We start from the raw sequence: 23056 nt of genomic DNA, 5'->3' as shown, positions 1-23056 counted from the left end.
TGAGGGAGTGGAGATGGTAATGCCAGGAGATAACACAAACCTGGTAGTAGAGCTGATAACGCCGATAGCAATGGAGAAGGAATTGAGATTTGCCATAAGAGAGGGTGGCAGGACAGTAGGGGCAGGAGTCGTAACTGAGGTAATTGAATAAGGCAGGTGTCAGTTATCAGTTGACAGTTTTCAGGCTGACAACTGAACCCTGATCCCTGACAACTAAAGACTATGAATCAAAAGATAAGGATAAAGCTAAGGTCTTATGATCACAGGGTGTTGGATCAGTCTGTCCTGGAAATTGTTGATACTGCTAAAAGGACAGGGGCAAAAATATCCGGTCCTATACCCCTGCCGACCAGGATTCATAAGATTACTGTCCTCAGGTCTCCGCATGTTGATAAAAAATCAAGAGAACAGTTTGAGATAAGAACTCACAAGAGATTGATAGATATACTGGACCCAACGCCCCAGACTGTTGATGCGTTGATGAAACTGGATCTTGCTGCAGGAGTTGATGTGGAGATAAAGTTATGACAGGCATTTTAGGAAAGAAATTGGGCATGACCCAGATTTTTAACGAAGATGGGCGCATTGTACCTGTTACTGTTATAGAGGCAGGGCCATGTAAAGTGGTTCAGGTAAAGACTGATGAAAGGGATGGCTATGAAGCTATCCAGCTTGGTTTTGACGAAATTAGAAAAGAAAAGAAGGTACCTAAGGGCCGTCTTGGACACTTCAAGAAGGCATCCCTCCCACCTTATCGGTTACTCAGAGAAGTAAAAGTGTCAACCGGCTTTAAGGTAGGGGATGATATAAAGGTTGATATTTTTGGAAAGGGTGACAGGGTTTCAGTGACAGGGATGTCGAAAGGAAAGGGTTTTCAGGGTGTTATGAAGAGACACCACTATCATGGCGGGCCTGGCTCGCATGGTTCAATGTTTAACAGGGCACCTGGTTCTATAGGGCAAAGCTCTTTCCCATCGAGGGTGTGGAAAAATACAGGTTTGCCAGGCCATATGGGAAATGAAAGAGTGACCGGAAGGTTGATTGATGCCGGAGATAGCGCTGCTTAATAAGGAAAATAAGCCTGTGGGCAAAATAGATTTGCCCCAGGATATCTTTTCTGCAGAGGTTAGAAAAGATATGCTGCATGAAGTTGTGCGAAATTACCTTGCAAATCAGAGGCAGGGGACTGCTTCGACCAAAACAAAAGGGCTTGTGAGCGGTGGAGGGAAAAAACCGTGGAAACAGAAAGGTACAGGCAGGGCAAGGGCAGGCAGCAACCGCTCTCCCATATGGAGGGGTGGGGGTATTGTTTTTGGCCCTCAGCCGAGAGCTTATTCCTACAAACTACCCAAGAAAGTCAGGTGGATTGCCCTTAATTCAGCCCTATCTGCTAAGTTTTCAGACGGAGAGGTCACTGTAGTAGAGGATTTATCCATGCCAGAACCGAAGACAAAAAGGCTAATCTCAATATTGAACAGTCTTGGGCTGACAGGCTCAATTTTAATTGTAATACCAGAAAAGGATAGAGCTCTTGAACTTGCTGCCAGAAACATCCCTGATGTGAAAATAGAGAGGGTTGAGGAATTAAATCCTTACGGCATATTGACTCACAGCAGGCTCCTTTTGACTAAAGGGGCAGTAGAGAAGATGATGGAGGTTTATATAGGATGAGAAAATATTACGATATCCTTGTTAAACCTCTTCTTACAGAAAAGGGCAATAAACTCAAAGAGGCGGACAATAAGGTTCTTTTTAAAGTGGCAAGAGACGCCAATAAGATGGAGATTAAGAAAGCGGTGGAAGAAACTTTTAAAGTAAAGGTAGATAGGGTTGCAACTATCAATTGCATGGGTAAGAAAAAACGTCTTGGAAAGCATGAAGGTAAAAGGCCTGATTGGAAAAAGGCTATAGTAACCCTGAAAAAGGGTGAAAAATTAGACTTTCTTGAGGGTGTGTAAATGGCAATAAAACTATACAAACCAACATCACCTGGCCAGAGATTTAAAAGCAGTTCAGATTTTTCTGACCTGACAGAGAAAAAGCCGTATAAGCCCCTTCTAAGGCCATTAAAAAGCAGCGGGGGTAGAAATAACACAGGCTGTGTTACAGTCTGGCACAGAGGTGGGGGGCATAAAAGGGCATACAGGATTATTGATTTCAAGAGGGACAAGGTTGGCATACCAGCCATTGTAGAATCTATACAGTATGACCCTAACAGGTCTACAAGGATTGCGCTGCTTAAATATGCGGATGGCGAGAAAAGGTATATACTTGCGCCACTGGGCATCAGTGTCGGAGATTCTTTATTATCAGGTGAAGGAGCGGATATAAAAGCAGGCAATACCCTGCCGATGAAGGCTATACCACTCGGTACAGTAATTCATAATATTGAGCTCTGGCCTGGTCAGGGTGGCAAACTTGCAAGGAGCGCAGGAGCTTATGCTCAGCTTCTTGCAAAAGAGGGGGACATTTGTCATGTGAGGCTTTCTTCAGGGGAGGTTAGATTAGTCTCTTCAGGGTGCATGGCTACAATAGGGCAGGTCGGCAATGTGGATCGGGAAAATATATCCATTGGAAAGGCAGGCAGAAGACGCTGGCTTGGGAAAAGACCTATTGTGAGAGGAGTTGCCATGAATCCAATAGATCACCCCCTGGGTGGCGGTGAAGGTAAAAGCTCTGGTGGCAGACCCCCTGTTTCTCCGTGGGGTAAGCCGGAGGGCGTAAAGACAAGAAAAAATAAGAGGACTGATAGGTTTATCATAAAACGAAGGAAGTAGCTTTAAGGAGGAATTTGTTTTGCCGAGATCATTAAAAAAAGGGCCTTTTGTGGATTCAAAACTTCTCAAACAGATGCAGATGATGAGTGCATCAGGAGAGAAGAGGGTAATCAAAACCTGGTCGAGAAGGTCTACCATACTGCCAGAATTTATAGGCTGTACTGTAGCTGTACATAATGGCAGAAAATTTATCCCTGTTTACATAACTGAAAACATGGTTGGCCATAAACTTGGAGAATTTTCACCTACAAGAACCTTTAAGAGTCATTCTGGCTCTGAAAAGACGACGTCGGTTAAAGGTTAAACATGGCGGAATCTAAGGCAGTGTTAAGATATGCAATAATTGCCCCGAGGAAAGTGAGAAGGGTTATTGATTTAATAAAGGGGAAAAAGGCAGGGGAGGCAATTCAGACTCTAAAGTTTATGCCCCATCGTTCTGCCAGGACAGTCGCTAAGGTTTTAAAGTCTGCTATGGCCAATGCTGAGCAGAAAAAAGTTCAGGACCCCGATGCAATGAGGATAGTAAAGGCATATGTTGATCAGGGGCCCTCAATGAAGAGGGTTATGCCCCGCGCTATGGGCAGGGCTAATATAATAAAGAAAAAGATGAGTCATATAACATTAGTGTTAGAAGAAAGTGAGAAGTTGAAAGTTAAAAGTTGAAAGTGAAAAGTTATGCCATTTTTAACTCTTAACTCCTAACTCTAAACTTTTAACTGATTCATAGGAGGTAGTTTTGGGACATAAGACACATCCCATCGGAAACAGATTAGGGATAATAAAAACCTGGGACTCGAGATGGTTTGCAAAAAAAGGATACGTTGAACTTCTCCATGAGGATCTGGCAATGCGAAAACTTATTAAAGAGAAGCTTTTTCACGCTGGTGTCCCCAGGGTAGAGATAGAAAGGGCCGGGCAGAAGGCGAGGATAATAATACACACTGCAAGGCCAGGCATTATTATTGGTAAAAAGGGTGCTGAGGTTGACAAATTAAGGAAAGATCTTGAAGCCATGACAGCAAGACAGGTCAGTATTGATATAAAGGAAATAAGAAAGCCTGAGATTGATGCCCAGCTTGTGGCAGAGAATATCGCCCTGCAGCTTGAAAAGAGAGTTGCCTTCAGAAGGGCAATGAAAAAGGCAGTTGCGTCAGCCATGCGTTTTGGGGCTCACGGTATAAAGGTTGCCTGCAATGGCCGGCTTGCTGGTGCTGAAATAGCAAGGTCTGAATGGTACAGAGAGGGAAGGGTTCCCCTTCATACATTCAGGGCTGATATAGAATTTGGATTTACTGAGGCAAGGACAACCTATGGTGCTATAGGTATTAAGGTCTGGATCTATAGAGGCGAAGTCCTTTCAGAAGGAAGTCCAAAGGAAGGAACTGCTTAGGAGAAAAGCCTTATGTTAATGCCCAAGAAAGTAAAGTTTAGAAAAATGCAGAAAGGCCGTATGCATGGAAAGGCATACAGGGGTTCTGATATATCTTTTGGAGAGTATGGACTCAAATCCCTTGAACCAGGCTGGATTTCAGGCAGGCAGATCGAGGCAGCTCGAGTAGCCATGACGAGATACGTAAAAAGGGGTTGCAAGGTCTGGGTAAGGGTGTTTCCGGATAAGCCAATAACAAAAAAACCGGCTGAAACAAGAATGGGAAAGGGGAAGGGTTCTCCCGAATACTGGGTATCTGTAGTAAAACCTGGCAGGATAATTTATGAGATGTCAGGCGTTACCGAGGATGTGGCCAGGGAGGCTTTAAGACTTGCCTCCCATAAACTTCCAGTTGCAACCAGGTTTGTAAGGAGGGGGGAAGAACTGATATGAAACCTCCGGAACTCAGGGCGTTAAGCATTGATGAACTCAGGAGGAAAGAAGATGACCTCAAGAAAGAATTATTTAATCTGAGATTTCAGAAGGCTACAGGTGAAATTGAGAATCCCATGAGGATAAGACAGGTGAAGAAAGACATTGCGAGAACTCTGACAATTATAAGGGAAAAAGAGAATGCGTAGAAAAATTTACACAGGTGAAGTTATAAGCGACAAAATGGATAAAACAGTCGTTGTAGCCGTCAAGAGATTAGTCCAGGATTCGACTTATAAAAAGACAATAAAGAAGATTACAAAGTTTAAGGCCCACGATGAAGAAAACAAATGTAAGGTTGGAGATAAAGTTGAAATTATTGAGACAAGACCTATTAGTAAGGAAAAGAGATGGGTTGTCTTAAAGATACTTAAGTCCGAAGGGTCCTCTATCGGACAGGTAAAGCCATGATACAACTACGGAGCATCTTAGATGTAGCAGATAATTCAGGAGCTAAAAAGGTGCAGTGCATTAAAGCGCTGGGAGGTTTTCACCGTAAATATGCAGGGATTGGAGATGTTGTTGTAGTAAGCGTCAAAGAGGCCTTACCAGATGGCAATATAAAAAAGGGAGCTGTTGCAAAAGCAGTTGTGGTCAGAACAAAGAAGGAAACCAGAAGGCCTGATGGTTCTTATATCAGGTTTGACCAGAATGCAGTTGTCCTTATAAGTCCCCAGGGTGAACCAATCGGTACAAGGATATTTGGCCCTGTGGCAAGGGAGCTGAGATGGAAAGGGTTTATGAAAATAATTTCATTAGCCCCCGAGGTTCTTTAAATTTTGAATTCTTACGGAGTGAGTTATGAGTCTGGGTCTCAAGAAGAATGATACAGTTATAGTTATTGCTGGCAAAGAAAAAGGCAGGAGGGGCAGGGTGCTCTCTGTGTATCCTGACAAAGAAAGTCTTCTTGTTGAAAAGTTAAACATTATTAAAAAACACATGAAGCCGAGCAAACGTTATGCACAGGGTGGGATTATAGAAAAGGAAGCCCCTATCCATAGGTCCAATGTTATGCTTATTTGTCCAAAATGTGAAAAACCCACGCGAATCGAGCAGAGCTTTCTCGGAGGTAATAAAAAGGTCAGGGTCTGCAAAAAGTGCAAGGAGGTCATTGACCGTTAATGGTAAGGCTGAAGGAGAGGTATAAAAAACGTGTTGTCCCTGAACTCATGAAAGAGTTTTCATATGAAAATTCGATGCAGGTTCCCAGGGTGGAGAAGGTCGTATTAAATGTTGGCCTTGGTGAAGCTATTCAGAATATAAAGCTCCTTGATGCTGCAGTAAAAGAATTGGCGGTTATAACAGGGCAGATGCCTGTAATAACAAAAGCGAAAAAATCCATAGCCGGTTTCAAGCTTCGTAAAGGGATGCCGGTTGGATGCATGGTTACCCTCAGGGGTGACAGGATGTATGAATTCCTCGATAGATTTATAAGTCTTGCGCTGCCGAGAATCAGGGATTTTAAAGGGCTTTCAGCAAAAAATTTTGATGGCAGGGGCAACTATGCTTTAGGCGTGAAGGAGCAATTTATCTTCCCTGAGATAGATTACGATAAGGTGGAAAGCGTTCACGGCATGGATATAATAATTGTTACAACAGCTAAAGCCAACGATGAAGGCAAGGCCCTTCTCAGGCATTTAGGAATGCCTTTCAGAGGTGAGAAGTAATGGGAGATTTATGGCAAAAAAGTGTCTAATGGAAAAAGTAAAGCATGCACCAAAGTTTAAAGTAAGGGCATATAACAGATGCCGTATCTGTGGCAGGCCGAGAGGTTATTTAAGAAAATTTGGTATGTGCAGGATATGTTTCAGGGCACTGTCTCTTAAGGGGCAGATTCCTGGAGTGACAAAATCAAGCTGGTAGAGGTTCAATATTATGATGACTGACCCAATTGCAGACATGCTTACAAGAATAAGAAATGCCAACATGATTAAAACTGAAAAGGTTGATATCCCTGCTTCAAAGTTAAAACTCGAAATAATAAAAGTTCTAAAAGAAGAGGGACTCATTAAGGGCTATAAAGTACTTAAAGATAAAAAACAGGGCATTCTCAGGGTATCTTTGAAATACACGCCTGATGAAGAAAGGGTTATATCGGGGCTTAAAAGAATTAGCAAGTCCAGCAGAAGGGTTTATGTAAACAAGGAGAAAATCCCGAAGGTGATGGGCGGTATTGGTATTGCGATATTATCGACCTCAAAAGGGATTCTCTCTGACAGGGCATGCAGGCGTGAAGGTGTTGGCGGGGAAGTCCTTTGCTTTGTATGGTAAAACAAAAGAGTTAAGAGTTAAGAGTTGAAAGTGAAAAGTGAAAAGTTAAAAACTTTATTTCTTTTTTTAACTCTTAACTTTTAACTTTTAACTTTCAACTTATGTAGGGGTGGATAATGTCGAGGATAGGGAGAAAACCAATAAATTTACCCAAGGGCGTTGATATTAAGATAAGCGGAAACATCATAACTGTCAAGGGCCCAAAAGGAGAACTCAGATGGGATTTTCCTGCTGACATGAAGATACACGTTGACGATGGCAGGCTTTTGGTAGAGAGGCCCTCTGAAGGTGGGTCTAAGGCTTTACACGGCTTAACAAGGAATCTTATTATGAACATGGTTGCCGGCGTGACCACAGGGTATGAAAGGATTCTTGAAATTTCAGGTGTGGGTTATAGGGCACAGTTACAGGGAAGAAAGATAGTTTTGTCTCTCGGGTATTCGCACCCCATAGAGTTTAACCTCCCTGAGGGCATACAGGCTGCGATTGACCCCAAGCAAACCCAGATTACTCTGAAGGGTATTGATAAGCAATTAGTCGGACAGGTAGCTGCAGACCTCAGGGCATTGAGAGCCCCTGATATATATAAAGGCAAAGGTGTAAGATACGCTGGAGAAAAAATCAAGCTTAAGGTTGGAAAAGCTGGGAAAAAATAGGAGAGACAATAGTGATAGCGGCTAAAGAACTTGCGAGGGGAAGAAGGCATAAGAGAATAAGAAAAAAGGTTTTCGGCACGGCTTTAAAACCACGGCTTAGTGTCTTTAAAAGTCTCAAACATATATATGTTCAATTAGTTGATGACACAACCGGTAATACCCTTACTTCAACTTCAACCCTGGATAAAGAACTCAAAGGTAAACTTAAAACAGGTGGCAATGTTGAGTCTGCCAAAAAAGTGGGAGAAATTATAGCAAAGAGGGCAATAGATAAAGGGTTGAAAACAGTGGTTTTTGACAGGGGTGGCTATCTTTATCATGGTAGAGTAAAGGCACTGGCAGATGCAGCCAGAAAAGAAGGGTTAGAATTTTAAAGCAGAGGAGGTTATGTGGGAAGAATTGATCCCGAAAGTCTTAGCCTGAAAGACAAGGTTGTTTATATAAACAGGGTCGCTAAGGTTGTTAAAGGCGGAAGGCGTTTTTCCTTCAGTGCCCTTGTTGTTGTAGGTGATGGCAACGGCCATGTTGGTATGGGGAAAGGTAAGGCAGGGGAAGTCCCAGAGGCCATCAGAAAAGCGATAGAGCAGGCGAAGAAAAGCCTTATAAAGGTGCCTGTAAAAGATGGCACAATACCCCACCAGATAGTTGGTGAATATGGCTCAGGGAGAGTTGTAATGAAGCCGTCTCCGAGAGGTACCGGGCTTATTGCTGGTGGAGCAGTGAGGGCGTTAATGGAGGTAGCAGGTATTCATAATATAGTTACGAAGTCTTTAGGGAGTCATAATCCTTTTAATACAATCAGGGCTGCCCTGGATGGCCTTATAAAGTTGAAGGATCCAGAGGGAGTGATAAAGATAAGGGGCAAAGCCGAGGAAGAGGTCCAGCCTGGAGATGAAGGTGCTCAGGATAACCCTTAAAAGAAGTCTTATAGGCAGACCTGAGAAGCAGAGGAAAATAATAAAATCTCTGGGCTTGAGAAGGATAGGTCATACTGTAATGAAAGAGGATACCCCTGTTATTCGTGGTATGATTCAAAAGGTGCCTCATCTGTTAGAAATAGATGAGGGAGAAGGGATAGTGTGATTGTATGAAGATAGAAGATTTAAAACCCAGCAAGGGTAGCAGAAAGAAGCCTAAGAGGGTGGGGAGAGGTTATGGCTCGGGCCACGGAAAGACTTCGTGCAAGGGACATAAAGGACAGAAGGCCAGGTCTGGCGGGACTACGGGGCCTGGTTTTGAGGGTGGTCAGACACCTTTGCAGCGGAGACTGCCCAAACATGGCTTTAAAAACATTTTTGCGAAACCCGGATATAATGTAGTAAACCTTAAAACCATTGATACCTTTTCAGAATCTCTAATAACCCCCGAGCTTATCCTTGAAAAGGGTATTATTAAGGATATAAGAAATGGGGTTAAAATCCTTGGAGAAGGAGAGATTAAAAGACCAGTTACCCTTAGGGCACATGCCATTAGTGCTTCTGCAAAAGAAAAGATACTTCAGGCAGGTGGTAAAGTGGAGATTATAACTCAAGGTGAAAGGTAGAAGTGGTAAACCTTAGCCTTAAACTTAGCCTGTTAATGGTAGCACTTCATGGAAGTGCTCCATTAAGAGATTAAACCTATGGGAATTCTTTCGAGCTTTCAAAACATTTTCAAAATTCCGGAATTAAAAAGCAGGGTTTTATTTACCCTTGCCCTCCTTGCTGTGTACAGGATAGGGGCACATATTCCTACGCCAGGAATAAATGGCGAAGAGCTCAGCAAGTTTCTTACAGCCAAAGGAGGGGCCCTTATGGGGTTTTTCGACATGTTCACAGGAGGTGCCCTTTCAAGGCTTACCATTTTTGCTCTGGGGATAATGCCCTATATAAGCGCCTCCATTATTTTGCAGCTTCTCACAGTTGTAATACCAACGCTTGGAAAACTTGCCAAGGAAGGCGAGAGGGGCAGAAAAAAGATCGTCCAATATACGAGATACGGGACAGTTGTAATCAGCGCTATCCAGTCCTTTGGAATAGCCGCAGGTATAGAGGGGATGGGTGAGGGTGCTTTTGTGCAGAACCCTGGCTGGTCCTTCAGGCTTATGACGATGATTACCCTCACATCAGGCACTGCATTTATAATGTGGCTTGGAGAGCAGATTACAGAAAGGGGTATTGGCAATGGAATTTCCCTTATAATCTTTGCAGGCATAGTAGCGTCTCTGCCGAATGCTATTATAAGTACGGTAAGACTCATACAGGCAGGGGAGCTCCCATTGCTTTTTATTCTTGTTCTTATTGTGGTAATGGTTGTAGTTGTCGGCGTTATTATATTTATTGAAAGAGGTCAGAGGAAGATTCCGATTCAGTACGCAAAGCGTGTTGTCGGGAGAAAAATTTATGGGGGGCAGAGCACACATCTACCTTTGAAGATAAACACATCAGGAGTCATACCACCGATTTTTGCATCGTCTATAATTATGTTTCCTGCGACCATTGCTGGTTTTATGGCAGTCCCGTGGGTTCAGTCTGTTGCAAAACAGTTTTCCCCCGGCACGTGGTTTTACACAATACTCTATGTCAGTATGATTTTTTTCTTCTGTTATTTTTATACGGCTATAATTTTTAACCCGGTTGATATTGCGGATAACCTTAAAAAGTATGGGGGGTTTATCCCTGGTGTAAGGCCCGGGCAAAAGACATCTGATTATATATACAGGGTCCTTTCCAGAATCACATTTGGCGGCGCTGTATATCTATCTGTAGTTTGTGTCATGCCGGAATTTCTTATGAGTAGCTTCAATGTGCCTTTTTATTTTGGAGGCACATCTCTGCTTATAGTTGTAGGTGTTGCACTTGATACAATTTCCCAGATTGAATCTCACCTTATTACACGTTCCTATGAGGGATTTCTCAAAAAGGGCAGGATACGGGGGAGAAGAAGTTGATTGTGACTGTAAAGTCGGTGTCTGTAATCAGTGTTAGTTTTTATTGTTCACCGTTGCTGTTCACTGTTCGCTAACACTGTGATAGTACTTAAGTCCAGGGAAGAAATTGAAAAAATGGCTGAGGCCTGCCGTATTGTGGCCGAAACCCTGGCTGGTACAAAGGAACTAATAGCTCCCGGTATTACCACCGCCGAGCTTGACAGGTTTGCTGAGGCCTTTATTCGGTCTAAGGGGGCAACCCCTGCATTTAAGGGTTATAGAGGTTATCCAGCAGCCCTGTGTGTATCAATAAATGAGCAGGTCATACATGGAGTTCCTGGGTTAGTAAAGTTGAAAGAGGGAGATGTAGCGAGCCTGGACATTGGTGTCTATTATAAAGGATTTTATGGGGACGCGGCGATGACTCTACCTGTGGGTAGAATAAGCTCAACAGCCATGAGGCTGCTTACTGTTACCGAGGAGGCACTTTGCCTTGGTATAGAAAAGGCCAGGGTCGGGTACAGAGTTTCAGACATTTCCTATACCATTCAAAGTCACGCAGAGAAGAATGGTTTTTCGGTAGTCAGGAATTTTGTCGGGCATGGCATAGGAAGACAGTTACATGAAGATCCGCAAGTGCCAAATTTTGGCCCTCCGGGGGAGGGTCCAAGGCTTGTGGAGGGGATGACTTTAGCAATTGAGCCTATGATAAATGCTGGTGGATGGGAGGTAGTCATCCTAAATGATGGCTGGACTGCAGTGACAAAGGATGGGAGTCTTTCGGCCCATTTTGAGCATACAGTGGCTATTACCAATAATGGCCCTCTTATCTTGACTAAGATATGAAAAATAACTATAATTATAGTTTTGAGAATGCCTAAAGAAGACGTAATAGAGGTACAGGGAACCATAATTGAGAACCTGCCCAATGCTATGTTTAGAGTGGAATTGGAGAATGGACAGAGGATTCTTGCATATGTGTCGGGCAAGATGCGAATGCATTTTATAAAAATCTTACCTGGAGATAAGGTTACCGTAGAGCTCTCCCCCTACGACCTTACAAAGGGGCGGATAACTTATAGATTTAAATAGGGGTAAAAATGAAAGTGCGATCATCAGTTAAACTCATGTGCGATAAGTGTAAAATTATAAAGAGAAAAGGCGTTACGCGCATTGTATGCAGTAACCCGAGGCATAAACAGAGGCAGGGATAAAGCAAATGCAAAATGCAAAATTAAAAATGCAAAATCGAGGGTAGAATATGGCAAGGATTGTAGGGGTTGATTTACCAAGGAACGAGAGAGTAGAAATAGGTCTCACCAGGATTTATGGTATCGGGAGGTCTTCTTCTCAGAAGATATTAAAGGACACGGGTGTCAATCCAGACAAGAGGGTTAAAGACCTTACAGATGACGAGGTCGTCAAAATAAGGGGAGTTATTGACAGGGAATACAGGGTTGAAGGAGACCTCAAGCGCGAGGTTTCCATGAACATAAAAAGGCTGATGGATATTGGATGTTACAGGGGGCTCAGGCATAAAGCCAGATTACCGGTAAGAGGGCAGAGGACTCGGACTAATGCGAGGACCCGCAAAGGGTCGAGACGTACTGTTGGTGCAAAGAAAAAGGAGGTTTAATGGCTCAAAGAAAAAAGGGGGCAAAGAAGGAGAGAAAGATAATACAAGCAGGGGCTGCTTACATACAGGCTTCATTCAATAACACTATAATTACCATTACTGACCAGAACGGCAATGTAGTTGCCTGGTCGTCATCTGGCTCCCAGGGCTTTAAAGGATCCAGAAAAGGGACCCCTTATGCTGCACAGATAGCGTCTGAGACAGCCGCTAAAAAGGCTATTGATTTAGGCATGCGACAGATAGATGTATATGTTAAAGGCCCTGGCAGTGGAAGGGAATCTGCTATAAGGGCCCTTCAGTCAGCGGGCTTAGAGATAAATCTCATAAAGGATGTCACTCCAGTGCCTCATAATGGCAGCAGACCTCCAAAGAGGAGGAGGGTATAAAGTGGCAAGGTACACGGGTGCTTTATGCAGGTTATGCAGGAGAGAGGGAGAAAAACTCTTTCTTAAGGGCGACAGATGCTATACCGATAAATGTAGCATTGAGAGAAGAAAGTATGCGCCTGGGCTCCACGGGCAGAAGAGAGGAAAACTGTCAGATTACGGGCTGCAACTCAGGGAGAAACAAAAATTAAGAAGAAGTTATAGTATTCTTGAAGGTCAGTTCAAGCGATATTTTTATATGGCCGAAAAGATGAGAGGTGTTACCGGAGCAAATCTCCTTCAGTTATTAGAACGCAGGCTTGATAATGTGGTTTACCGCCTTGGATTTGCCTCCAATAGAAGACAGGCACGCCAGATGGTAACTCATGGCCATTTTGTTGTAAATGGAAGAAAGGTAAATATACCATCTTACCTGGTTCGGCCTGGGGATGTCGTTGAACTTAAGGAAACAAGCAGGGCACTCGAAGGGATAAAGGAAAATCTTTCAAAGGTGGAACATAAAGGTATTCCAGCATGGATAGAGCTGGATGCCAGTAACTTTAAAGGGAAAGTCTTGCACGTCCCTTCGAGAGACGAGATACCTATTCCTGTCCAGGAACAGTTAATAGTTGAATTATATTCAAGATAAATAGAAGGTAAAAGAGGAGGCCTTAATGGACCTGAAGAAAAAGGGTTTTCAATTGCCTGAAAAGGTTTACTTTGAGGAAGAGAGTCTTACCAGCACATATGGAAAGCTTTATGCTGAGCCCTTTGAAAAAGGGTTTGGTATTACCCTCGGGAGTTCCTTAAGAAGGGTTCTGCTTTCGTCCTTAGAGGGGGCTGCTGTAACTGCAATCAGAATTCCCGGTGTACTCCATGAATTCTCTACAATCCCTGGCATGAAAGAGGACGTAGTTGATATTATACTCAACATCAAACAGTTGAAATTCAGACTTCATGGAGATAGCGAAAAAACTGTTGCAGTAAAGGCAGCAGGAGCCGGGGAAGTAAAAGGGAAAGATATAATTGCAGGAGCGCAGGTGGAGGTTCTTACCCCCAAGCAGCATATAGCCACTCTCGATAAAGGTGCAAAATTTGAACTCGAGATGACAGTAAAAAAGGGCAGAGGCTATGTCCCGGCAGAAAGGAACAAAGAAGAAGGGCTGCCTATAGGCATGATAGCAGTAGACTCTATTTTTACTCCTGTAAAAAAAGTCAATTTCTGGATTGAAGGTGCAAGGGTCGGGCAAGCAACAGATTATGACAGGCTTATTATGGAGATATGGACTGACGGGAGCATTACACCACAAAAGGCAGTCTCACAGGCAGCAAATATTATGATCGGGCATTTATCCCTTTTTTCAATGGAGGAAGATGAATTATTGAAAGAGGAAGCAGCTATGGAGACGGCTGGCAGCAATACCCCTGTCTTTAATGAAAACCTCCTTAAAAGTGTTGATGAGATGGAGCTTTCAGTTCGTTCCTTTAACTGTCTTAAAAATGCCAATATAAAGACAATAGCTGACCTTGTCCAGAAAACAGAACAGGAGATGCTCAAGACCAAGAATTTTGGAAGGAAATCCCTGAATGAAATCAAAGAGATTCTTCATATAATGGGATTGCATTTTGGTATGCGCATAGATTTAGACCTGTATAAGACTGCTGCTCAGAAGGAAACAATAAATGCGTCATAGGGTGGCAGGAAGAGGTTTCGGAAGAAATACAAATCAAAGGAAGGCGCTTTTAAGGGGACTTGTGATTGCCCTTTTTGAGCACCAGAGAATAGAGACGACCCTCGCTAAAGCAAAAGAGGCCAAGAAGATGGCTGAACATATAATAACTCTTGCCAGGACAGGAGATCTCCATTCAAGGAGGCTGGCCCTTTCCTGCCTGTCTAATAAAGATGTAGTGTCGAAACTCTTTGATGAAATCATGCCCAAACTAAAACAAAGAAATGGTGGCTATCTAAGGGTTTTAAAGAGCAGGGTTAGGCCCGGTGACGGTTCATCCATGGCTATTCTTGAATTTGTTGATTACGAAAGCCTGAGAAAAGAGAAAACAGAGAAAGAAGAAAAGAAGAAAAAAGTCGTTGCGACTCGCAGCCGAGAAGTAGCCAAATCTTAGTTTAAACCTCACTTTTTAATGAACCAAACAGTCTGAATTTTTTATATCGCTCTCCTAAAAGGACATCTGCTGGTTTTTTTAATATCTCAGTAAGATGCTTTTTTATTGCCTTACCGAGGGCAGTAGCAGCCTCTACTGGAGCTCTGTGTGCACCTCCAACTGGTTCTGGAATTATTTCGTCAATAACACCCAGATCGAATAGATCCTGCGCTGTGAGTTTTAGGGCTTCCGAGGCTTTTTCGTATTCTTCCTGTCCGACCTCTGCGCCATTCTTTTTCCAGAGTATTGCAGCGCAACCTTCGGGCGAGATTACTGAATAAATTGAATGTTCCATCATTAGTATCCTGTCACCACATCCGAGGGCTAATGCGCCTCCACTTCCCCCTTCACCGATTATTACAGATATTATGGGAGTTTTGAGCATGGACATTTCAAAAAGGTTTGTGGCTATTGCTTCTCCCTGCCCTCTTTCCTCAGCCCCGATACCAGGATATGCCCCTGGGGTGTCTATAAAGGTAATAATTGGCCTGCCAAATCTCTCAGCAAGTTTCATAATCCTCAGGGCCTTTCTATAGCCCTCAGGGTGGGGCTGGCCAAAATTTCTCCATATCCTTTCCTTTGTGCCTCTGCCTTTCTGGTGGCCAATGACTGCTATCGGCATGCCATGAAATTTTGCAAACCCTCCTATGATAGCCGGGTCATCGGCAAACCGCCGGTCACCATGAAGCTCAATGAAATCTTCCATAAAAAAGCCTGTGTAATCGAGCGTATAGGGCCTCTCAGGATGTCTTGCAATCATGGTTTTCTGCCATGGGGTTAGTTTTGAAAAAACGTCGGCACGCAGGTCTTTGGCCTTTTTTTCCAGTCTTTTTATTTCAGAGGCAATATCCATGTCTTTGCCGTCTGCAAGGCGTCTTAATTCCTCAATCTTTTTTTCAAGCTCAGCAACTGGTTTTTCAAAATCGAGATAATAATGCATGATTGCTCCTCTTGGTTTTTTTAACTCTAAACAGGCTGTTGAAAAAGTATTTATTCATGCTTAGTTTGTCATTCCTGCGAAAGCAGGAATCCAGAATCTCTTGAATTTACAAGACTCTGGATTCCCGCTAAAAACATGCGGGAATGACACTTATGGTCATTTTAGAGTTTTTCAACAGCCTGTAAACTTTTAACTCACAACTACCGTTCCCTTACCCATGAGGTTTTCTACTTCCATGACCATTTCTTTAGATGGCGCTACACCTAATGCAGTAGATGCAATGGTTTCCCAGTGGTTGGGGGAGGTAATCCTTAAATATACAGGGCAGTTACCACTGTATCTAAGGATTATTTCCTTAAGCCTTATGAGATTTTCCGTATTAGTGTCAGTGGTTAGTGTCAGTGTCAGTTTCTTGATTTCTGTTTTCTGCCTGTCCCCTGATTCCATCGGGGAGCCTGCCCCGCTTCGCCGGGCGAGGATGGGGCGAGGCCGAAGCATGCTGCTTTCGAGGCTGGATATTTTTTTTGCGATTACCTTTAGGCCTTTGTCTGTTTTATCAATCTGTCCTGATATGATTATCGGTGTGTCCTCAGAAATAATGCCCGATGATTCCCTGTAAAGGTCAGGAAAGACTATAACCTCTGTTATTCCATAGAGGTCTTCCACTGTTAGGTATGCCATGATGTCTCTTTTCTTACTCTGTATTTGCTTCACCCTTATTATGATACCTCCCAGTGTCACCTCTTCTTTGTCCTGCAGTTCTTGCAGATCACAACTCGGCGTTACAGAGGATTGCTCAAGCTTTTCTTTATATTTATCCAGCGGATGTCCTGTGATATAAAATCCGATGGCTTCCTTTTCCATCCTTAAGAGTTCGGATCTTTCCCACTCTTCAATGTCCGGAAGGGTTTCCCCTCCGGTATGTTGAGTTTCAAAGATAATCCCCTGTCCTGAGTTTTTTGCCTTCTGTGCCTTAGCTGCACTGTCCAGGGTAGAGTCAAGGGCAGCCATTAACTGGGACCTCCTGCCTGTGGAATCAAAGGCTCCTGCTTTTATCAGGCTTTCAATAACTTTTTTGTTGACCCGTCTGCTATCGACCTTTGTGCAAAAATTCATAAAGGATGTGAAAGTCCCTGCAGTTCTTGCCTCTATTATGGCCTCTATTGCAGAGCCACCAACGCCTTTCACAGCCTCAAGGCCAAAGCGGATGGAATTACCCATAACCTTAAACTCCCGTTCGCTCTCATTAATATCCGGTGGCAGGATTTTTATACCCATCTCTTTGCAGTCATTTATATAGGTTACGACCTTGGATGTATTATCCATGTCTGAGCTCAGTAATGCTGCCATGAATTCAACCGGCAAATGGGTTTTTAAATAAGCTGTTTGATAGGCTATAAGGGCGTAGGCAGCCGAATGGGATTTGTTAAATCCATATTCTGCAAAGAAGGCCATGAGGTCAAATATTTTTTCTGCTTTTTTCTCGGGGATTTTATTGTTTTTTGCCCCCTGTATAAAGGTTTTTTTGAGTTTTTCCATTTCTTCAGGCATCTTTTTACCCATAGCTTTTCTTAAAATATCAGCCTGGCCCATGGTAAAATTGGCTAGCTTGTTCGCTATCCTCATTACCTGTTCCTGATAGAGAATTACACCATAGGTCTCTTGTAGTATTTCTTCAAGCTGTGGCAGCGCATATTTTATCGGGATGTGTCCCCTTTTCCTCTTAATAAAATCCTCCACCATCCCGCTTCCGAGGGGGCCTGGCCTGTAAAGAGCAACGAGGGCAATGAGGTCCTCAAATGCCTCAGGCCGGAGCCTTACAAGAAGCTCCCTCATACCTGAACTTTCAAGCTGGAATATTCCGGTTGTCCGGCCAGAACTTAGAAGATCAAAGGTTTCTCTGTCATTGAGAGGAATATTCTTTGTTCGAAAAGGTTCAAAATCCTCGTGTAGAGTTGTCTTCGATGTTTTATTTGCATGTTTCTCGGTTTTGTCAATTACTGTCAGGGTCTTAAGCCCCAGGAAATCAAACTTTAGAAGTCCGAGAGACTCAATAGCCGCCATCTCGTACTGGGTTGTTATGACTGCATCATTTGGCGCCTTATAAAGGGGCGAAAACTCTGTAAGTGGCTCCGGGGATATTACAATACCTGCTGCATGGGTTGATGCGTGTCTTGTAAGCCCCTCAAGCCTCTGTGCAATATCAATCATCTCCCTGATCTTGCTGTTTTCTTCATATAATTCCTTTAACGGTGAATCTATTGTGAGGGCATCCTTTAAGGTTATGCCGGGGATATTTGGTATAAGTTTTGCGACTCTATCCACCTCTGCATAAGGGATGTCCATGGCCCTTCCAGCATCCCTTATGGCTGCCCTTGCCTGCATGGTGCCAAAGGTTATAATCTGGGCTACGCGGTCTTTTCCGTAGCGCTCGGCTACATACTCTATAACCTCAGGACGTCTGTCCATACAGAAATCAACGTCTATATCAGGCATGCTTATTCTCTCAGGATTTAAGAACCTTTCAAAGAGGAGGCCATATTTGATCGGGTCGATCTCGGTGATATCAAGGCAATAGGCAACAAGGCTCCCTGCAGCCGAGCCCCTGCCAGGTCCTACAGGTACACCTTTGGCCTTTGCATACCTTATAAAATCCCAGACTATGAGGAAATAAGAGGAAAAGCCCATGGTCTCTATCATCTTCAACTCGCTGTTTAACCTTTCTATATATTGTTCAGGGATCTGGCCTTTTCGCCACGGCGAATCTTCGATCAATTTCTTCTCAAGCCCATCCTCTGCTACCTTTCTTAAATAACCGTTTAGATCGTTCGAATAGTTCGAATCATTCAACTCATATTTTGGTAGATGAAATTCACTAAATTTAATGTCGAGATTGCACCTTTCTGCGATCTTTTTTGTATTCTCGATAGCCTCAGGTATGTCCTTAAATGCTGTTTTCATCTCCTCTGGGCTTTTAAAATAAAAACCCTCTCCGGTAAATTTCATCCTGTCTGTGTCCTTAAGTGTCTTACCTGTCTGGATGCACAGGAGGATATCATGAGCCTTAGCGTCTTCTCTGTTCAGGTAATGGCAGTCATTTGTAGCCACAAGCCCTATGTGTAGCTCACGGCCCAGAGCAATAAGCTGACTGTTCACTTTTTCCTGCTCTGGCAGTCCATTGGCCTGAATTTCGAGGTAAAAATTTTCTGCCCCAAGGATACGCTTGTAACTGAGGGCAGCCTCCCTCGCCTCATCTAACATGCCCTTTGAGAGAAGATATGGGATTTCACCTTTAAGGCAGGACGACAGGCCAATGAGCCCTCCGCTGTATTGAGTTAAGAGGTCTTTATCGATTCTTGGCCTGTAATAAAAGCCTTCGAGATATGCTTTACTAACAAGGGTCATGAGATTTTTATATCCGTGGGTATCTTTGCAGAGCAGTATTAAGTGAAAGGATGCCTCTGAAATACCGTTAAGGCCCCTGTCAAAGCGGCTTTTTGGAGCAACATAAACCTCACACCCTATTATAGGTTTTATCCCGGCTTTCGATACTGTTTTATAGAAATTTACAGCACCAAACAAGTTCCCGTGATCTGTAATTGCTATAGCAGGGAGCTTGTATTCCTGGGCCTTTATTATGAGTTCTTCAACCCTGATGGCCCCATCAAGAAGGCTATGCTGTGTATGGAGATGAAGCGGGACATAATCGGAATGCATGGTAAATTTTAAAACATCTCAGAAGGATAGTCAAATGACAATACTGGCTTCACACTATAAATCTCTTTACTTCCTCCTTCAAAAGATTAGACTGTTTGACGAGGGTCTCAACAGCCTCATTGACCGCTGAGGAGAGGTCAATGTTTTGCCGGGTGATATCCCTGATCGTCTCTACTGCCTTAACTATCTGTTCACTGCCTGCCTGTTGTTCCCTGGTGGCCCTGGCGATCGATTGAACTTTATGGTTGACGTTCTCAACTGTACCCCCTTTGTTTGTTCGATGATTGATTGCTGCACCTGCCTTGCAACATCCCTCATCCTCTCAACTGCTTCCATTATCTGCTCTGAACCTTTCCTCTGCTCCTGCGTGGAACGGGCAATATCTTTGACCATCTGTGTGGTTGTCTGCACCAGCTCATTAACCTGACTGGCCCCTTTTGTCTGCTCTTGTGTCGTCCTTTTTATTTCCAGTGTCATCTGCGCTGACTTGTCTGCTCCCTCAAGGATTTTATTCAGTGCATCCTTTGCCTCTTTAGACAGTTGCATCCCCTCTATGGCGCTTTTTGAGCCTTCTTTTATGGCTGTAACAGATTCTCCTACCTCATTCTGTATTGATGCAATCATCTGGGCAATCTCTTTTGTGGAGGCTGCAGTCCTTTCTGCCAGGTCTTTTATCTCATCCGCTACTACTGCAAAGCCTTTTCCATGTTCCCCTGCCTGTGCAGCGAGGATGGCTGCATTGAGGGCAAGGAGTGTTGTCTGGTCTGTTACTTCATCTATAACCGTGAGTATTTTTTCAATCTGCTGGGACCTTTCTCCCAGTCTGTTGATTGTCTGACCTGTGGCCTCTACAGATTTCATTATCCTCTCCATCCCAGCCATTGTCTTTTCTATGGCCTTCATCCCCAGTTCTGAGGCATCTCTTTTTACGTTTTCTGATAGTGCTGCTGATGTATCAGCATTGGCCTCTATCGCTTTTATGGTGGTAGTGATCTCATTGACGGCAGAGGCTGTCTCTTCTGCAGCAGTGGAGAGGACGATTACATTTTCAGCTATCTCTTTCATAGAGGCTGACATCTCCTCGATAGAAGAGGAGGAGGTTTCAACCAGTGAGGAGAGTGTGCTGGTGCTATCTGCAATCTGGTTTATGGATGTGGTCATCTCGAGGATGGCTGAAGAACTTTCGTTAGCAGACCTGGACAGGTCTTCTGCAGCATCAGCTACCCCTTTTGTGGAAGAATTCATCTGGTTGATGGAGGCAGAGGTGGCCTCCACCGATTCCATCTGGATATTGGCGCCATTAAAAAGCTTTTTTGATGTATCAGCTAATTGGTTAGAGGTGGCAGTTGCGTTTGTCGAAGAGGTTTTTATCTTGACAATTATCCCTTTCAGGTCATCAACCATTTTATTCAATGCCTCACCGAGGGTGCCTAATTCATCATCGGTTTTTATACCAAGCCTCTGGGTCATGTCTCCTGAAGCTACTGCACGGGCAAAAGAAACATCCCTGTTAAGTGGCGTAGCCACTCCTTTTGTTACATATATCGCAATAGCTGCTATTGCCAGGATAATCCCGACGAGACTAACAATAATTATTGCCAGAATCTGCTCCCTTATTTTCTGATTCAATATCTGTTTTGTTAAACCAATCCTTACAGTTCCTATTGTCTCATTCTGATAAATTATTGGCTGTTCTATTTCAATCACATTTTTCTTTGCACCGATCTCTTTTATAAGGTTCTTCATATCATCATCTTTTTTATCTTTTAAACCTGCAATCAGTTTTTTTTCTTTATCTAAATGCGCAGAAAGAAAATCTCCATTCTTATTCAGGATAACAGAATAAAGGACTTCCCTGTCCTTGGTCAGCTCCTTTACATAGCTGTCCAGCATTGATACATCGTATGTCAGGATTGAGGCAGGAGCCACCTTTGCCATAAATTTTGCAAGGCTTTCTCCTTTATTTGTAAGGTCGGCTGTAAAGGCTTTTTTCTCTGATATAACAACCCTTGTGGCAATTGCAGACATCATTAAAAAAATTGCCACTGCAACAATAATTATTATTTTTATGCCAATTTTCTTAAATTTAAACATACCTGTTGAAGTAGCCCCCTTTCAAAGGGTGAATTTGCGAACCCCTCTTTGGAAAAGAGGGGCGAGGGGAGATTTTATAAATATAAATTTGCGTTTGTACCAATATCAGTGAACAGTCTTTACTGGCACTGAAATTAATAACTCTCATTTATCGCTTCTTTTACTACCCTGCGGACAATATCGTAGTCCTTATCTGTAGCAGGGACAAAGGCTGTTGCTTCAGCATCCTTTAGTATTTTTCTGCCAGCCTCGTCATTTTTAAGTTCCATCATAGCCTTCTGGATCTTTTCCACGAGCTCTTTATTCATCTCCTTTTTAACTGCCCAGCAGAGCATGGGAAGGTCATCTCCCTTTGCCAATACCTTCAGCTTTTCAACATCCACTCTCTCTTTAACCATTGGAAGATGCAAAACCACTTCACCTATACCACCTGCATCAGCCATCTTATTATAGACTGCAAAGACCACATTCGGTGGATTTGTAGCAAATTCTTCTACATAGTCACCCTTTTTTAGTCCGTTCTGCTTTAAGGTATAAGCGGCGCCTATATACGACTGCATGGCCTGCTTGCCGCCGCCAAACAAAATCTTCTTCCCTTTTAAATCCGAGACCTTGTTAATACCGCTGTCTTTTCTAACAATTATTGCTGCATTAACCTTAGAAGAGCCGAATTCTTCATTCATGAGAATCACATTATACCCGAGCTCTTTATGGCTCTTTATGTAATGATACTGGTTATAATGAACAAGGCCGTATTCTCTATTTTTTACCCCTATCCAGAAGGTTTCAAAATCCTTAGACACCACCAGTTCCACCTTTTTCCCGATTTTAGAAGACAGATATTTTGCCAGAGGTTCATATGCCTTCATAGTTTCAAGTGTAGGTTTTCTCGGGAATATACCCATCTTTATCACATCTTCAGCCAGTGCAGTATTTGTACTAAGATAGTTAAAAATGAATAGAACCGCTAAACAAATTTTAAATGTTAGACGTTTTCTCATAGAGACCTCCTTTTTAAGGGTTTGTAAATACATCAGCGCCTATTACATAAAAACTACTAATTTCTTCCTCTAAGATTAAACTATAGAGATAGAAATTTGTCCTGTCAAGAAAATTTACAAAACTTAACAAAGGGGGAACAGCTCACTGGCATATTGTATGCCTAAGATAGAAGAATTCTCTCTGCCCTTGCGGGTTCAATTTTGTCCCGACTTTATCGGGAAACCCTTAGTTTGATAATAGTCAAGCCGATGTTATTTCGGCAGGCTCAATAATGTAATCATGAACCTGTTTTAAGTCGAGTTTAGCAGGCCGTGCCCACTTTACCACGATTGCATTTCTTTCTTTAAATCTTCAATAGAAATTGAATCTCCACGTTCGACTGCCTCTCTGCCTTTTTTGACCTTATCAATAATATAAAGCTCATACATTAAATCGTCAATATTTGCTGATTCAGGCAATTTGGAGATGGCTTTGATTGCCTCTTGCTTTAATGTTTCCATTCTTAGTACCTCCTTTTGTTTCAACCTATTGTTATTTTATCATTTTTGTATATTGGTTGCTATGGCTGTCAACTCCTCTTTAACCCTCTCTAAGAATTCACCCTTTCGCTGGCGAACATTTTTTATATCCGAACAATCATCGGGATATAACGCTTTCATGGTCTCT

Annotated in this window: 36 protein-coding genes; 31 read left to right on the top strand and 5 right to left on the bottom strand. The window is 43.1% G+C overall.

Annotation, left to right across the window (positions count from 1 at the left end; genetic code table 11):
- The 31 genes from tuf to rplQ form a co-directional block, all read left to right on the top strand.
- Positions 1-151: elongation factor Tu (gene tuf, locus HZC12_06135; GenBank protein ID MBI5026296.1), on the top strand; the 151-nt coding region annotated here is incomplete at its 5' end.
- A 71-nt stretch (positions 152-222) separates the two neighbouring features.
- On the top strand, positions 223-528 hold the full coding sequence (gene rpsJ, locus HZC12_06130) for a 30S ribosomal protein S10 (GenBank protein ID MBI5026295.1): 306 nt from the start codon (positions 223-225) through the stop codon (positions 526-528).
- Positions 525-1067 carry a 50S ribosomal protein L3 gene (rplC, locus tag HZC12_06125; protein ID MBI5026294.1) on the top strand — a complete coding sequence of 181 codons (543 nt, stop codon included), beginning with the start codon at positions 525-527 and terminating at the stop codon, positions 1065-1067. The genes rpsJ and rplC overlap by 4 nt, the downstream gene beginning before the upstream one ends.
- Complete coding sequence (gene rplD / locus HZC12_06120) at positions 1045-1671, top strand: 50S ribosomal protein L4 (protein ID MBI5026293.1); 627 nt, start codon at positions 1045-1047, stop codon at positions 1669-1671. The genes rplC and rplD overlap by 23 nt, the downstream gene beginning before the upstream one ends.
- Positions 1668-1958: a 50S ribosomal protein L23 gene (locus HZC12_06115; protein MBI5026292.1), complete on the top strand. Its 291-nt coding sequence runs from the start codon at positions 1668-1670 to the stop codon at positions 1956-1958. The genes rplD and HZC12_06115 overlap by 4 nt, the downstream gene beginning before the upstream one ends.
- The gene (gene rplB / locus HZC12_06110) at positions 1959-2777 is read left to right on the top strand and encodes a 50S ribosomal protein L2 (protein MBI5026291.1); all 819 of its coding nucleotides are present in this window, start codon (positions 1959-1961) and stop codon (positions 2775-2777) included.
- A gap of 19 nt (positions 2778-2796) precedes the next feature.
- Positions 2797-3081, top strand: a complete 285-nt coding sequence (gene rpsS / locus HZC12_06105) for a 30S ribosomal protein S19 (protein MBI5026290.1) — start codon at positions 2797-2799, stop codon at positions 3079-3081.
- A gap of 2 nt (positions 3082-3083) precedes the next feature.
- Positions 3084-3440 (top strand): 50S ribosomal protein L22, encoded by a 357-nt coding sequence (gene rplV, locus HZC12_06100; GenBank protein ID MBI5026289.1) that lies wholly within the window; start codon positions 3084-3086, stop codon positions 3438-3440.
- Between the two features lie 73 nt (positions 3441-3513).
- The gene (rpsC, locus tag HZC12_06095) at positions 3514-4167 is read left to right on the top strand and encodes a 30S ribosomal protein S3 (protein MBI5026288.1); all 654 of its coding nucleotides are present in this window, start codon (positions 3514-3516) and stop codon (positions 4165-4167) included.
- 12 nt (positions 4168-4179) lie between these two features.
- Positions 4180-4599 carry a 50S ribosomal protein L16 gene (gene rplP, locus HZC12_06090; protein MBI5026287.1) on the top strand — a complete coding sequence of 140 codons (420 nt, stop codon included), beginning with the start codon at positions 4180-4182 and terminating at the stop codon, positions 4597-4599.
- Positions 4596-4787 (top strand): 50S ribosomal protein L29, encoded by a 192-nt coding sequence (rpmC, locus tag HZC12_06085; GenBank protein ID MBI5026286.1) that lies wholly within the window; start codon positions 4596-4598, stop codon positions 4785-4787. Before rplP ends, rpmC begins: the two co-directional genes overlap by 4 nt.
- The gene (gene rpsQ / locus HZC12_06080) at positions 4780-5049 is read left to right on the top strand and encodes a 30S ribosomal protein S17 (GenBank protein MBI5026285.1); all 270 of its coding nucleotides are present in this window, start codon (positions 4780-4782) and stop codon (positions 5047-5049) included. The genes rpmC and rpsQ overlap by 8 nt, the downstream gene beginning before the upstream one ends.
- Positions 5046-5414 (top strand): 50S ribosomal protein L14, encoded by a 369-nt coding sequence (gene rplN, locus HZC12_06075; protein ID MBI5026284.1) that lies wholly within the window; start codon positions 5046-5048, stop codon positions 5412-5414. Before rpsQ ends, rplN begins: the two co-directional genes overlap by 4 nt.
- Before the next feature lie 31 nt (positions 5415-5445).
- The gene (locus HZC12_06070; protein MBI5026283.1) at positions 5446-5760 is read left to right on the top strand and encodes a 50S ribosomal protein L24; all 315 of its coding nucleotides are present in this window, start codon (positions 5446-5448) and stop codon (positions 5758-5760) included.
- Complete coding sequence (rplE, locus tag HZC12_06065; protein ID MBI5026282.1) at positions 5760-6305, top strand: 50S ribosomal protein L5; 546 nt, start codon at positions 5760-5762, stop codon at positions 6303-6305. The genes HZC12_06070 and rplE overlap by 1 nt, the downstream gene beginning before the upstream one ends.
- Positions 6306-6315: 10 nt before the next feature.
- Positions 6316-6501: a type Z 30S ribosomal protein S14 gene (locus tag HZC12_06060; GenBank protein MBI5026281.1), complete on the top strand. Its 186-nt coding sequence runs from the start codon at positions 6316-6318 to the stop codon at positions 6499-6501.
- Positions 6502-6510: 9 nt separating this feature from the next.
- Entirely contained in the window at positions 6511-6909 is a 399-nt protein-coding gene (gene rpsH, locus HZC12_06055) for a 30S ribosomal protein S8 (GenBank protein ID MBI5026280.1), read from the top strand.
- A 116-nt stretch (positions 6910-7025) separates the two neighbouring features.
- Entirely contained in the window at positions 7026-7565 is a 540-nt protein-coding gene (rplF, locus tag HZC12_06050; GenBank protein MBI5026279.1) for a 50S ribosomal protein L6, read from the top strand.
- 8 nt (positions 7566-7573) lie between these two features.
- Positions 7574-7939, top strand: a complete 366-nt coding sequence (locus HZC12_06045; GenBank protein ID MBI5026278.1) for a 50S ribosomal protein L18 — start codon at positions 7574-7576, stop codon at positions 7937-7939.
- A gap of 15 nt (positions 7940-7954) precedes the next feature.
- Positions 7955-8482 (top strand): 30S ribosomal protein S5, encoded by a 528-nt coding sequence (gene rpsE, locus HZC12_06040; protein MBI5026277.1) that lies wholly within the window; start codon positions 7955-7957, stop codon positions 8480-8482.
- The gene (rpmD, locus tag HZC12_06035; GenBank protein ID MBI5026276.1) at positions 8457-8648 is read left to right on the top strand and encodes a 50S ribosomal protein L30; all 192 of its coding nucleotides are present in this window, start codon (positions 8457-8459) and stop codon (positions 8646-8648) included. Before rpsE ends, rpmD begins: the two co-directional genes overlap by 26 nt.
- 4 nt (positions 8649-8652) lie before the next feature.
- Positions 8653-9108, top strand: coding sequence for a 50S ribosomal protein L15 (gene rplO, locus HZC12_06030; protein ID MBI5026275.1), 456 nt, complete (start codon positions 8653-8655; stop codon positions 9106-9108).
- Positions 9109-9186: 78 nt separating this feature from the next.
- Positions 9187-10494 carry a preprotein translocase subunit SecY gene (gene secY, locus HZC12_06025; protein ID MBI5026274.1) on the top strand — a complete coding sequence of 436 codons (1308 nt, stop codon included), beginning with the start codon at positions 9187-9189 and terminating at the stop codon, positions 10492-10494.
- Between the two features lie 78 nt (positions 10495-10572).
- Positions 10573-11319 (top strand): type I methionyl aminopeptidase, encoded by a 747-nt coding sequence (gene map / locus HZC12_06020; GenBank protein MBI5026273.1) that lies wholly within the window; start codon positions 10573-10575, stop codon positions 11317-11319.
- A 27-nt stretch (positions 11320-11346) separates the two neighbouring features.
- Entirely contained in the window at positions 11347-11565 is a 219-nt protein-coding gene (infA, locus tag HZC12_06015; protein MBI5026272.1) for a translation initiation factor IF-1, read from the top strand.
- Positions 11566-11573: 8 nt separating this feature from the next.
- Positions 11574-11687 carry a 50S ribosomal protein L36 gene (gene rpmJ, locus HZC12_06010; GenBank protein ID MBI5026271.1) on the top strand — a complete coding sequence of 38 codons (114 nt, stop codon included), beginning with the start codon at positions 11574-11576 and terminating at the stop codon, positions 11685-11687.
- Between the two features lie 47 nt (positions 11688-11734).
- Complete coding sequence (gene rpsM / locus HZC12_06005; protein ID MBI5026270.1) at positions 11735-12109, top strand: 30S ribosomal protein S13; 375 nt, start codon at positions 11735-11737, stop codon at positions 12107-12109.
- Entirely contained in the window at positions 12109-12495 is a 387-nt protein-coding gene (gene rpsK / locus HZC12_06000) for a 30S ribosomal protein S11 (GenBank protein MBI5026269.1), read from the top strand. Before rpsM ends, rpsK begins: the two co-directional genes overlap by 1 nt.
- Before the next feature lies 1 nt (position 12496).
- Positions 12497-13123: a 30S ribosomal protein S4 gene (gene rpsD, locus HZC12_05995; GenBank protein MBI5026268.1), complete on the top strand. Its 627-nt coding sequence runs from the start codon at positions 12497-12499 to the stop codon at positions 13121-13123.
- A gap of 25 nt (positions 13124-13148) precedes the next feature.
- Positions 13149-14168 (top strand): DNA-directed RNA polymerase subunit alpha, encoded by a 1020-nt coding sequence (locus tag HZC12_05990; protein ID MBI5026267.1) that lies wholly within the window; start codon positions 13149-13151, stop codon positions 14166-14168.
- A gap of 1 nt (position 14169) precedes the next feature.
- Positions 14170-14598 carry a 50S ribosomal protein L17 gene (gene rplQ / locus HZC12_05985; GenBank protein ID MBI5026266.1) on the top strand — a complete coding sequence of 143 codons (429 nt, stop codon included), beginning with the start codon at positions 14170-14172 and terminating at the stop codon, positions 14596-14598.
- Between the two features lies 1 nt (position 14599).
- Here rplQ and HZC12_05980 read toward each other — a convergent pair whose 3' ends face one another.
- The 5 genes from HZC12_05980 to HZC12_05960 form a co-directional block, all read right to left on the bottom strand.
- On the bottom strand, positions 14600-15577 hold the full coding sequence (locus tag HZC12_05980; GenBank protein ID MBI5026265.1) for an acetyl-CoA carboxylase carboxyltransferase subunit alpha: 978 nt from the start codon (positions 15575-15577) through the stop codon (positions 14600-14602).
- 189 nt (positions 15578-15766) lie between these two features.
- Positions 15767-19294, bottom strand: coding sequence for a DNA polymerase III subunit alpha (locus HZC12_05975; protein ID MBI5026264.1), 3528 nt, complete (start codon positions 19292-19294; stop codon positions 15767-15769).
- A 183-nt stretch (positions 19295-19477) separates the two neighbouring features.
- The gene (locus HZC12_05970) at positions 19478-21388 is read right to left on the bottom strand and encodes a methyl-accepting chemotaxis protein (GenBank protein MBI5026263.1); all 1911 of its coding nucleotides are present in this window, start codon (positions 21386-21388) and stop codon (positions 19478-19480) included.
- Positions 21389-21522: 134 nt separating this feature from the next.
- Positions 21523-22389, bottom strand: a complete 867-nt coding sequence (locus HZC12_05965) for a phosphate/phosphite/phosphonate ABC transporter substrate-binding protein (GenBank protein ID MBI5026262.1) — start codon at positions 22387-22389, stop codon at positions 21523-21525.
- A gap of 321 nt (positions 22390-22710) precedes the next feature.
- Complete coding sequence (locus HZC12_05960) at positions 22711-22890, bottom strand: hypothetical protein (protein ID MBI5026261.1); 180 nt, start codon at positions 22888-22890, stop codon at positions 22711-22713.
- Between the last annotated feature and the right edge of the window lie 166 nt (positions 22891-23056).

The organism is Nitrospirota bacterium, from assembly GCA_016214385.1.
Classification (GTDB): Bacteria; Nitrospirota; Thermodesulfovibrionia; order UBA6902; family JACROP01; genus JACROP01.
Note: the sequence above shows the minus strand (reverse complement) of the source record. Positions and strands in the feature narration are given on the sequence as shown.

Coding starts and splice junctions, on each gene's coding strand:
- rpsK (MBI5026269.1), top strand. CDS start 12,109: ATGGCTCAAAGAAAAAAGGGGGCAAAGAAGGAGAGAAAGATAATACAA.
- HZC12_05970 (MBI5026263.1), bottom strand. CDS start 21,388: ATGTTTAAATTTAAGAAAATTGGCATAAAAATAATAATTATTGTTGCA.
- HZC12_05990 (MBI5026267.1), top strand. CDS start 13,149: ATGGACCTGAAGAAAAAGGGTTTTCAATTGCCTGAAAAGGTTTACTTT.
- HZC12_05980 (MBI5026265.1), bottom strand. CDS start 15,577: ATGCATTATTATCTCGATTTTGAAAAACCAGTTGCTGAGCTTGAAAAA.
- rpsM (MBI5026270.1), top strand. CDS start 11,735: ATGGCAAGGATTGTAGGGGTTGATTTACCAAGGAACGAGAGAGTAGAA.
- rplO (MBI5026275.1), top strand. CDS start 8,653: ATGAAGATAGAAGATTTAAAACCCAGCAAGGGTAGCAGAAAGAAGCCT.
- rplF (MBI5026279.1), top strand. CDS start 7,026: ATGTCGAGGATAGGGAGAAAACCAATAAATTTACCCAAGGGCGTTGAT.
- HZC12_05975 (MBI5026264.1), bottom strand. CDS start 19,294: ATGCATTCCGATTATGTCCCGCTTCATCTCCATACACAGCATAGCCTT.
- rpsJ (MBI5026295.1), top strand. CDS start 223: ATGAATCAAAAGATAAGGATAAAGCTAAGGTCTTATGATCACAGGGTG.
- rplE (MBI5026282.1), top strand. CDS start 5,760: ATGGTAAGGCTGAAGGAGAGGTATAAAAAACGTGTTGTCCCTGAACTC.
- rplD (MBI5026293.1), top strand. CDS start 1,045: ATGCCGGAGATAGCGCTGCTTAATAAGGAAAATAAGCCTGTGGGCAAA.
- rpmC (MBI5026286.1), top strand. CDS start 4,596: ATGAAACCTCCGGAACTCAGGGCGTTAAGCATTGATGAACTCAGGAGG.
- infA (MBI5026272.1), top strand. CDS start 11,347: ATGCCTAAAGAAGACGTAATAGAGGTACAGGGAACCATAATTGAGAAC.
- rpmD (MBI5026276.1), top strand. CDS start 8,457: ATGAAGGTGCTCAGGATAACCCTTAAAAGAAGTCTTATAGGCAGACCT.
- rplB (MBI5026291.1), top strand. CDS start 1,959: ATGGCAATAAAACTATACAAACCAACATCACCTGGCCAGAGATTTAAA.
- rpsQ (MBI5026285.1), top strand. CDS start 4,780: ATGCGTAGAAAAATTTACACAGGTGAAGTTATAAGCGACAAAATGGAT.
- secY (MBI5026274.1), top strand. CDS start 9,187: ATGGGAATTCTTTCGAGCTTTCAAAACATTTTCAAAATTCCGGAATTA.
- rpmJ (MBI5026271.1), top strand. CDS start 11,574: ATGAAAGTGCGATCATCAGTTAAACTCATGTGCGATAAGTGTAAAATT.
- rplP (MBI5026287.1), top strand. CDS start 4,180: ATGTTAATGCCCAAGAAAGTAAAGTTTAGAAAAATGCAGAAAGGCCGT.
- HZC12_05965 (MBI5026262.1), bottom strand. CDS start 22,389: ATGAGAAAACGTCTAACATTTAAAATTTGTTTAGCGGTTCTATTCATT.
- HZC12_06060 (MBI5026281.1), top strand. CDS start 6,316: ATGGCAAAAAAGTGTCTAATGGAAAAAGTAAAGCATGCACCAAAGTTT.
- HZC12_05960 (MBI5026261.1), bottom strand. CDS start 22,890: ATGGAAACATTAAAGCAAGAGGCAATCAAAGCCATCTCCAAATTGCCT.
- HZC12_06115 (MBI5026292.1), top strand. CDS start 1,668: ATGAGAAAATATTACGATATCCTTGTTAAACCTCTTCTTACAGAAAAG.
- rplN (MBI5026284.1), top strand. CDS start 5,046: ATGATACAACTACGGAGCATCTTAGATGTAGCAGATAATTCAGGAGCT.
- rplC (MBI5026294.1), top strand. CDS start 525: ATGACAGGCATTTTAGGAAAGAAATTGGGCATGACCCAGATTTTTAAC.
- rplV (MBI5026289.1), top strand. CDS start 3,084: ATGGCGGAATCTAAGGCAGTGTTAAGATATGCAATAATTGCCCCGAGG.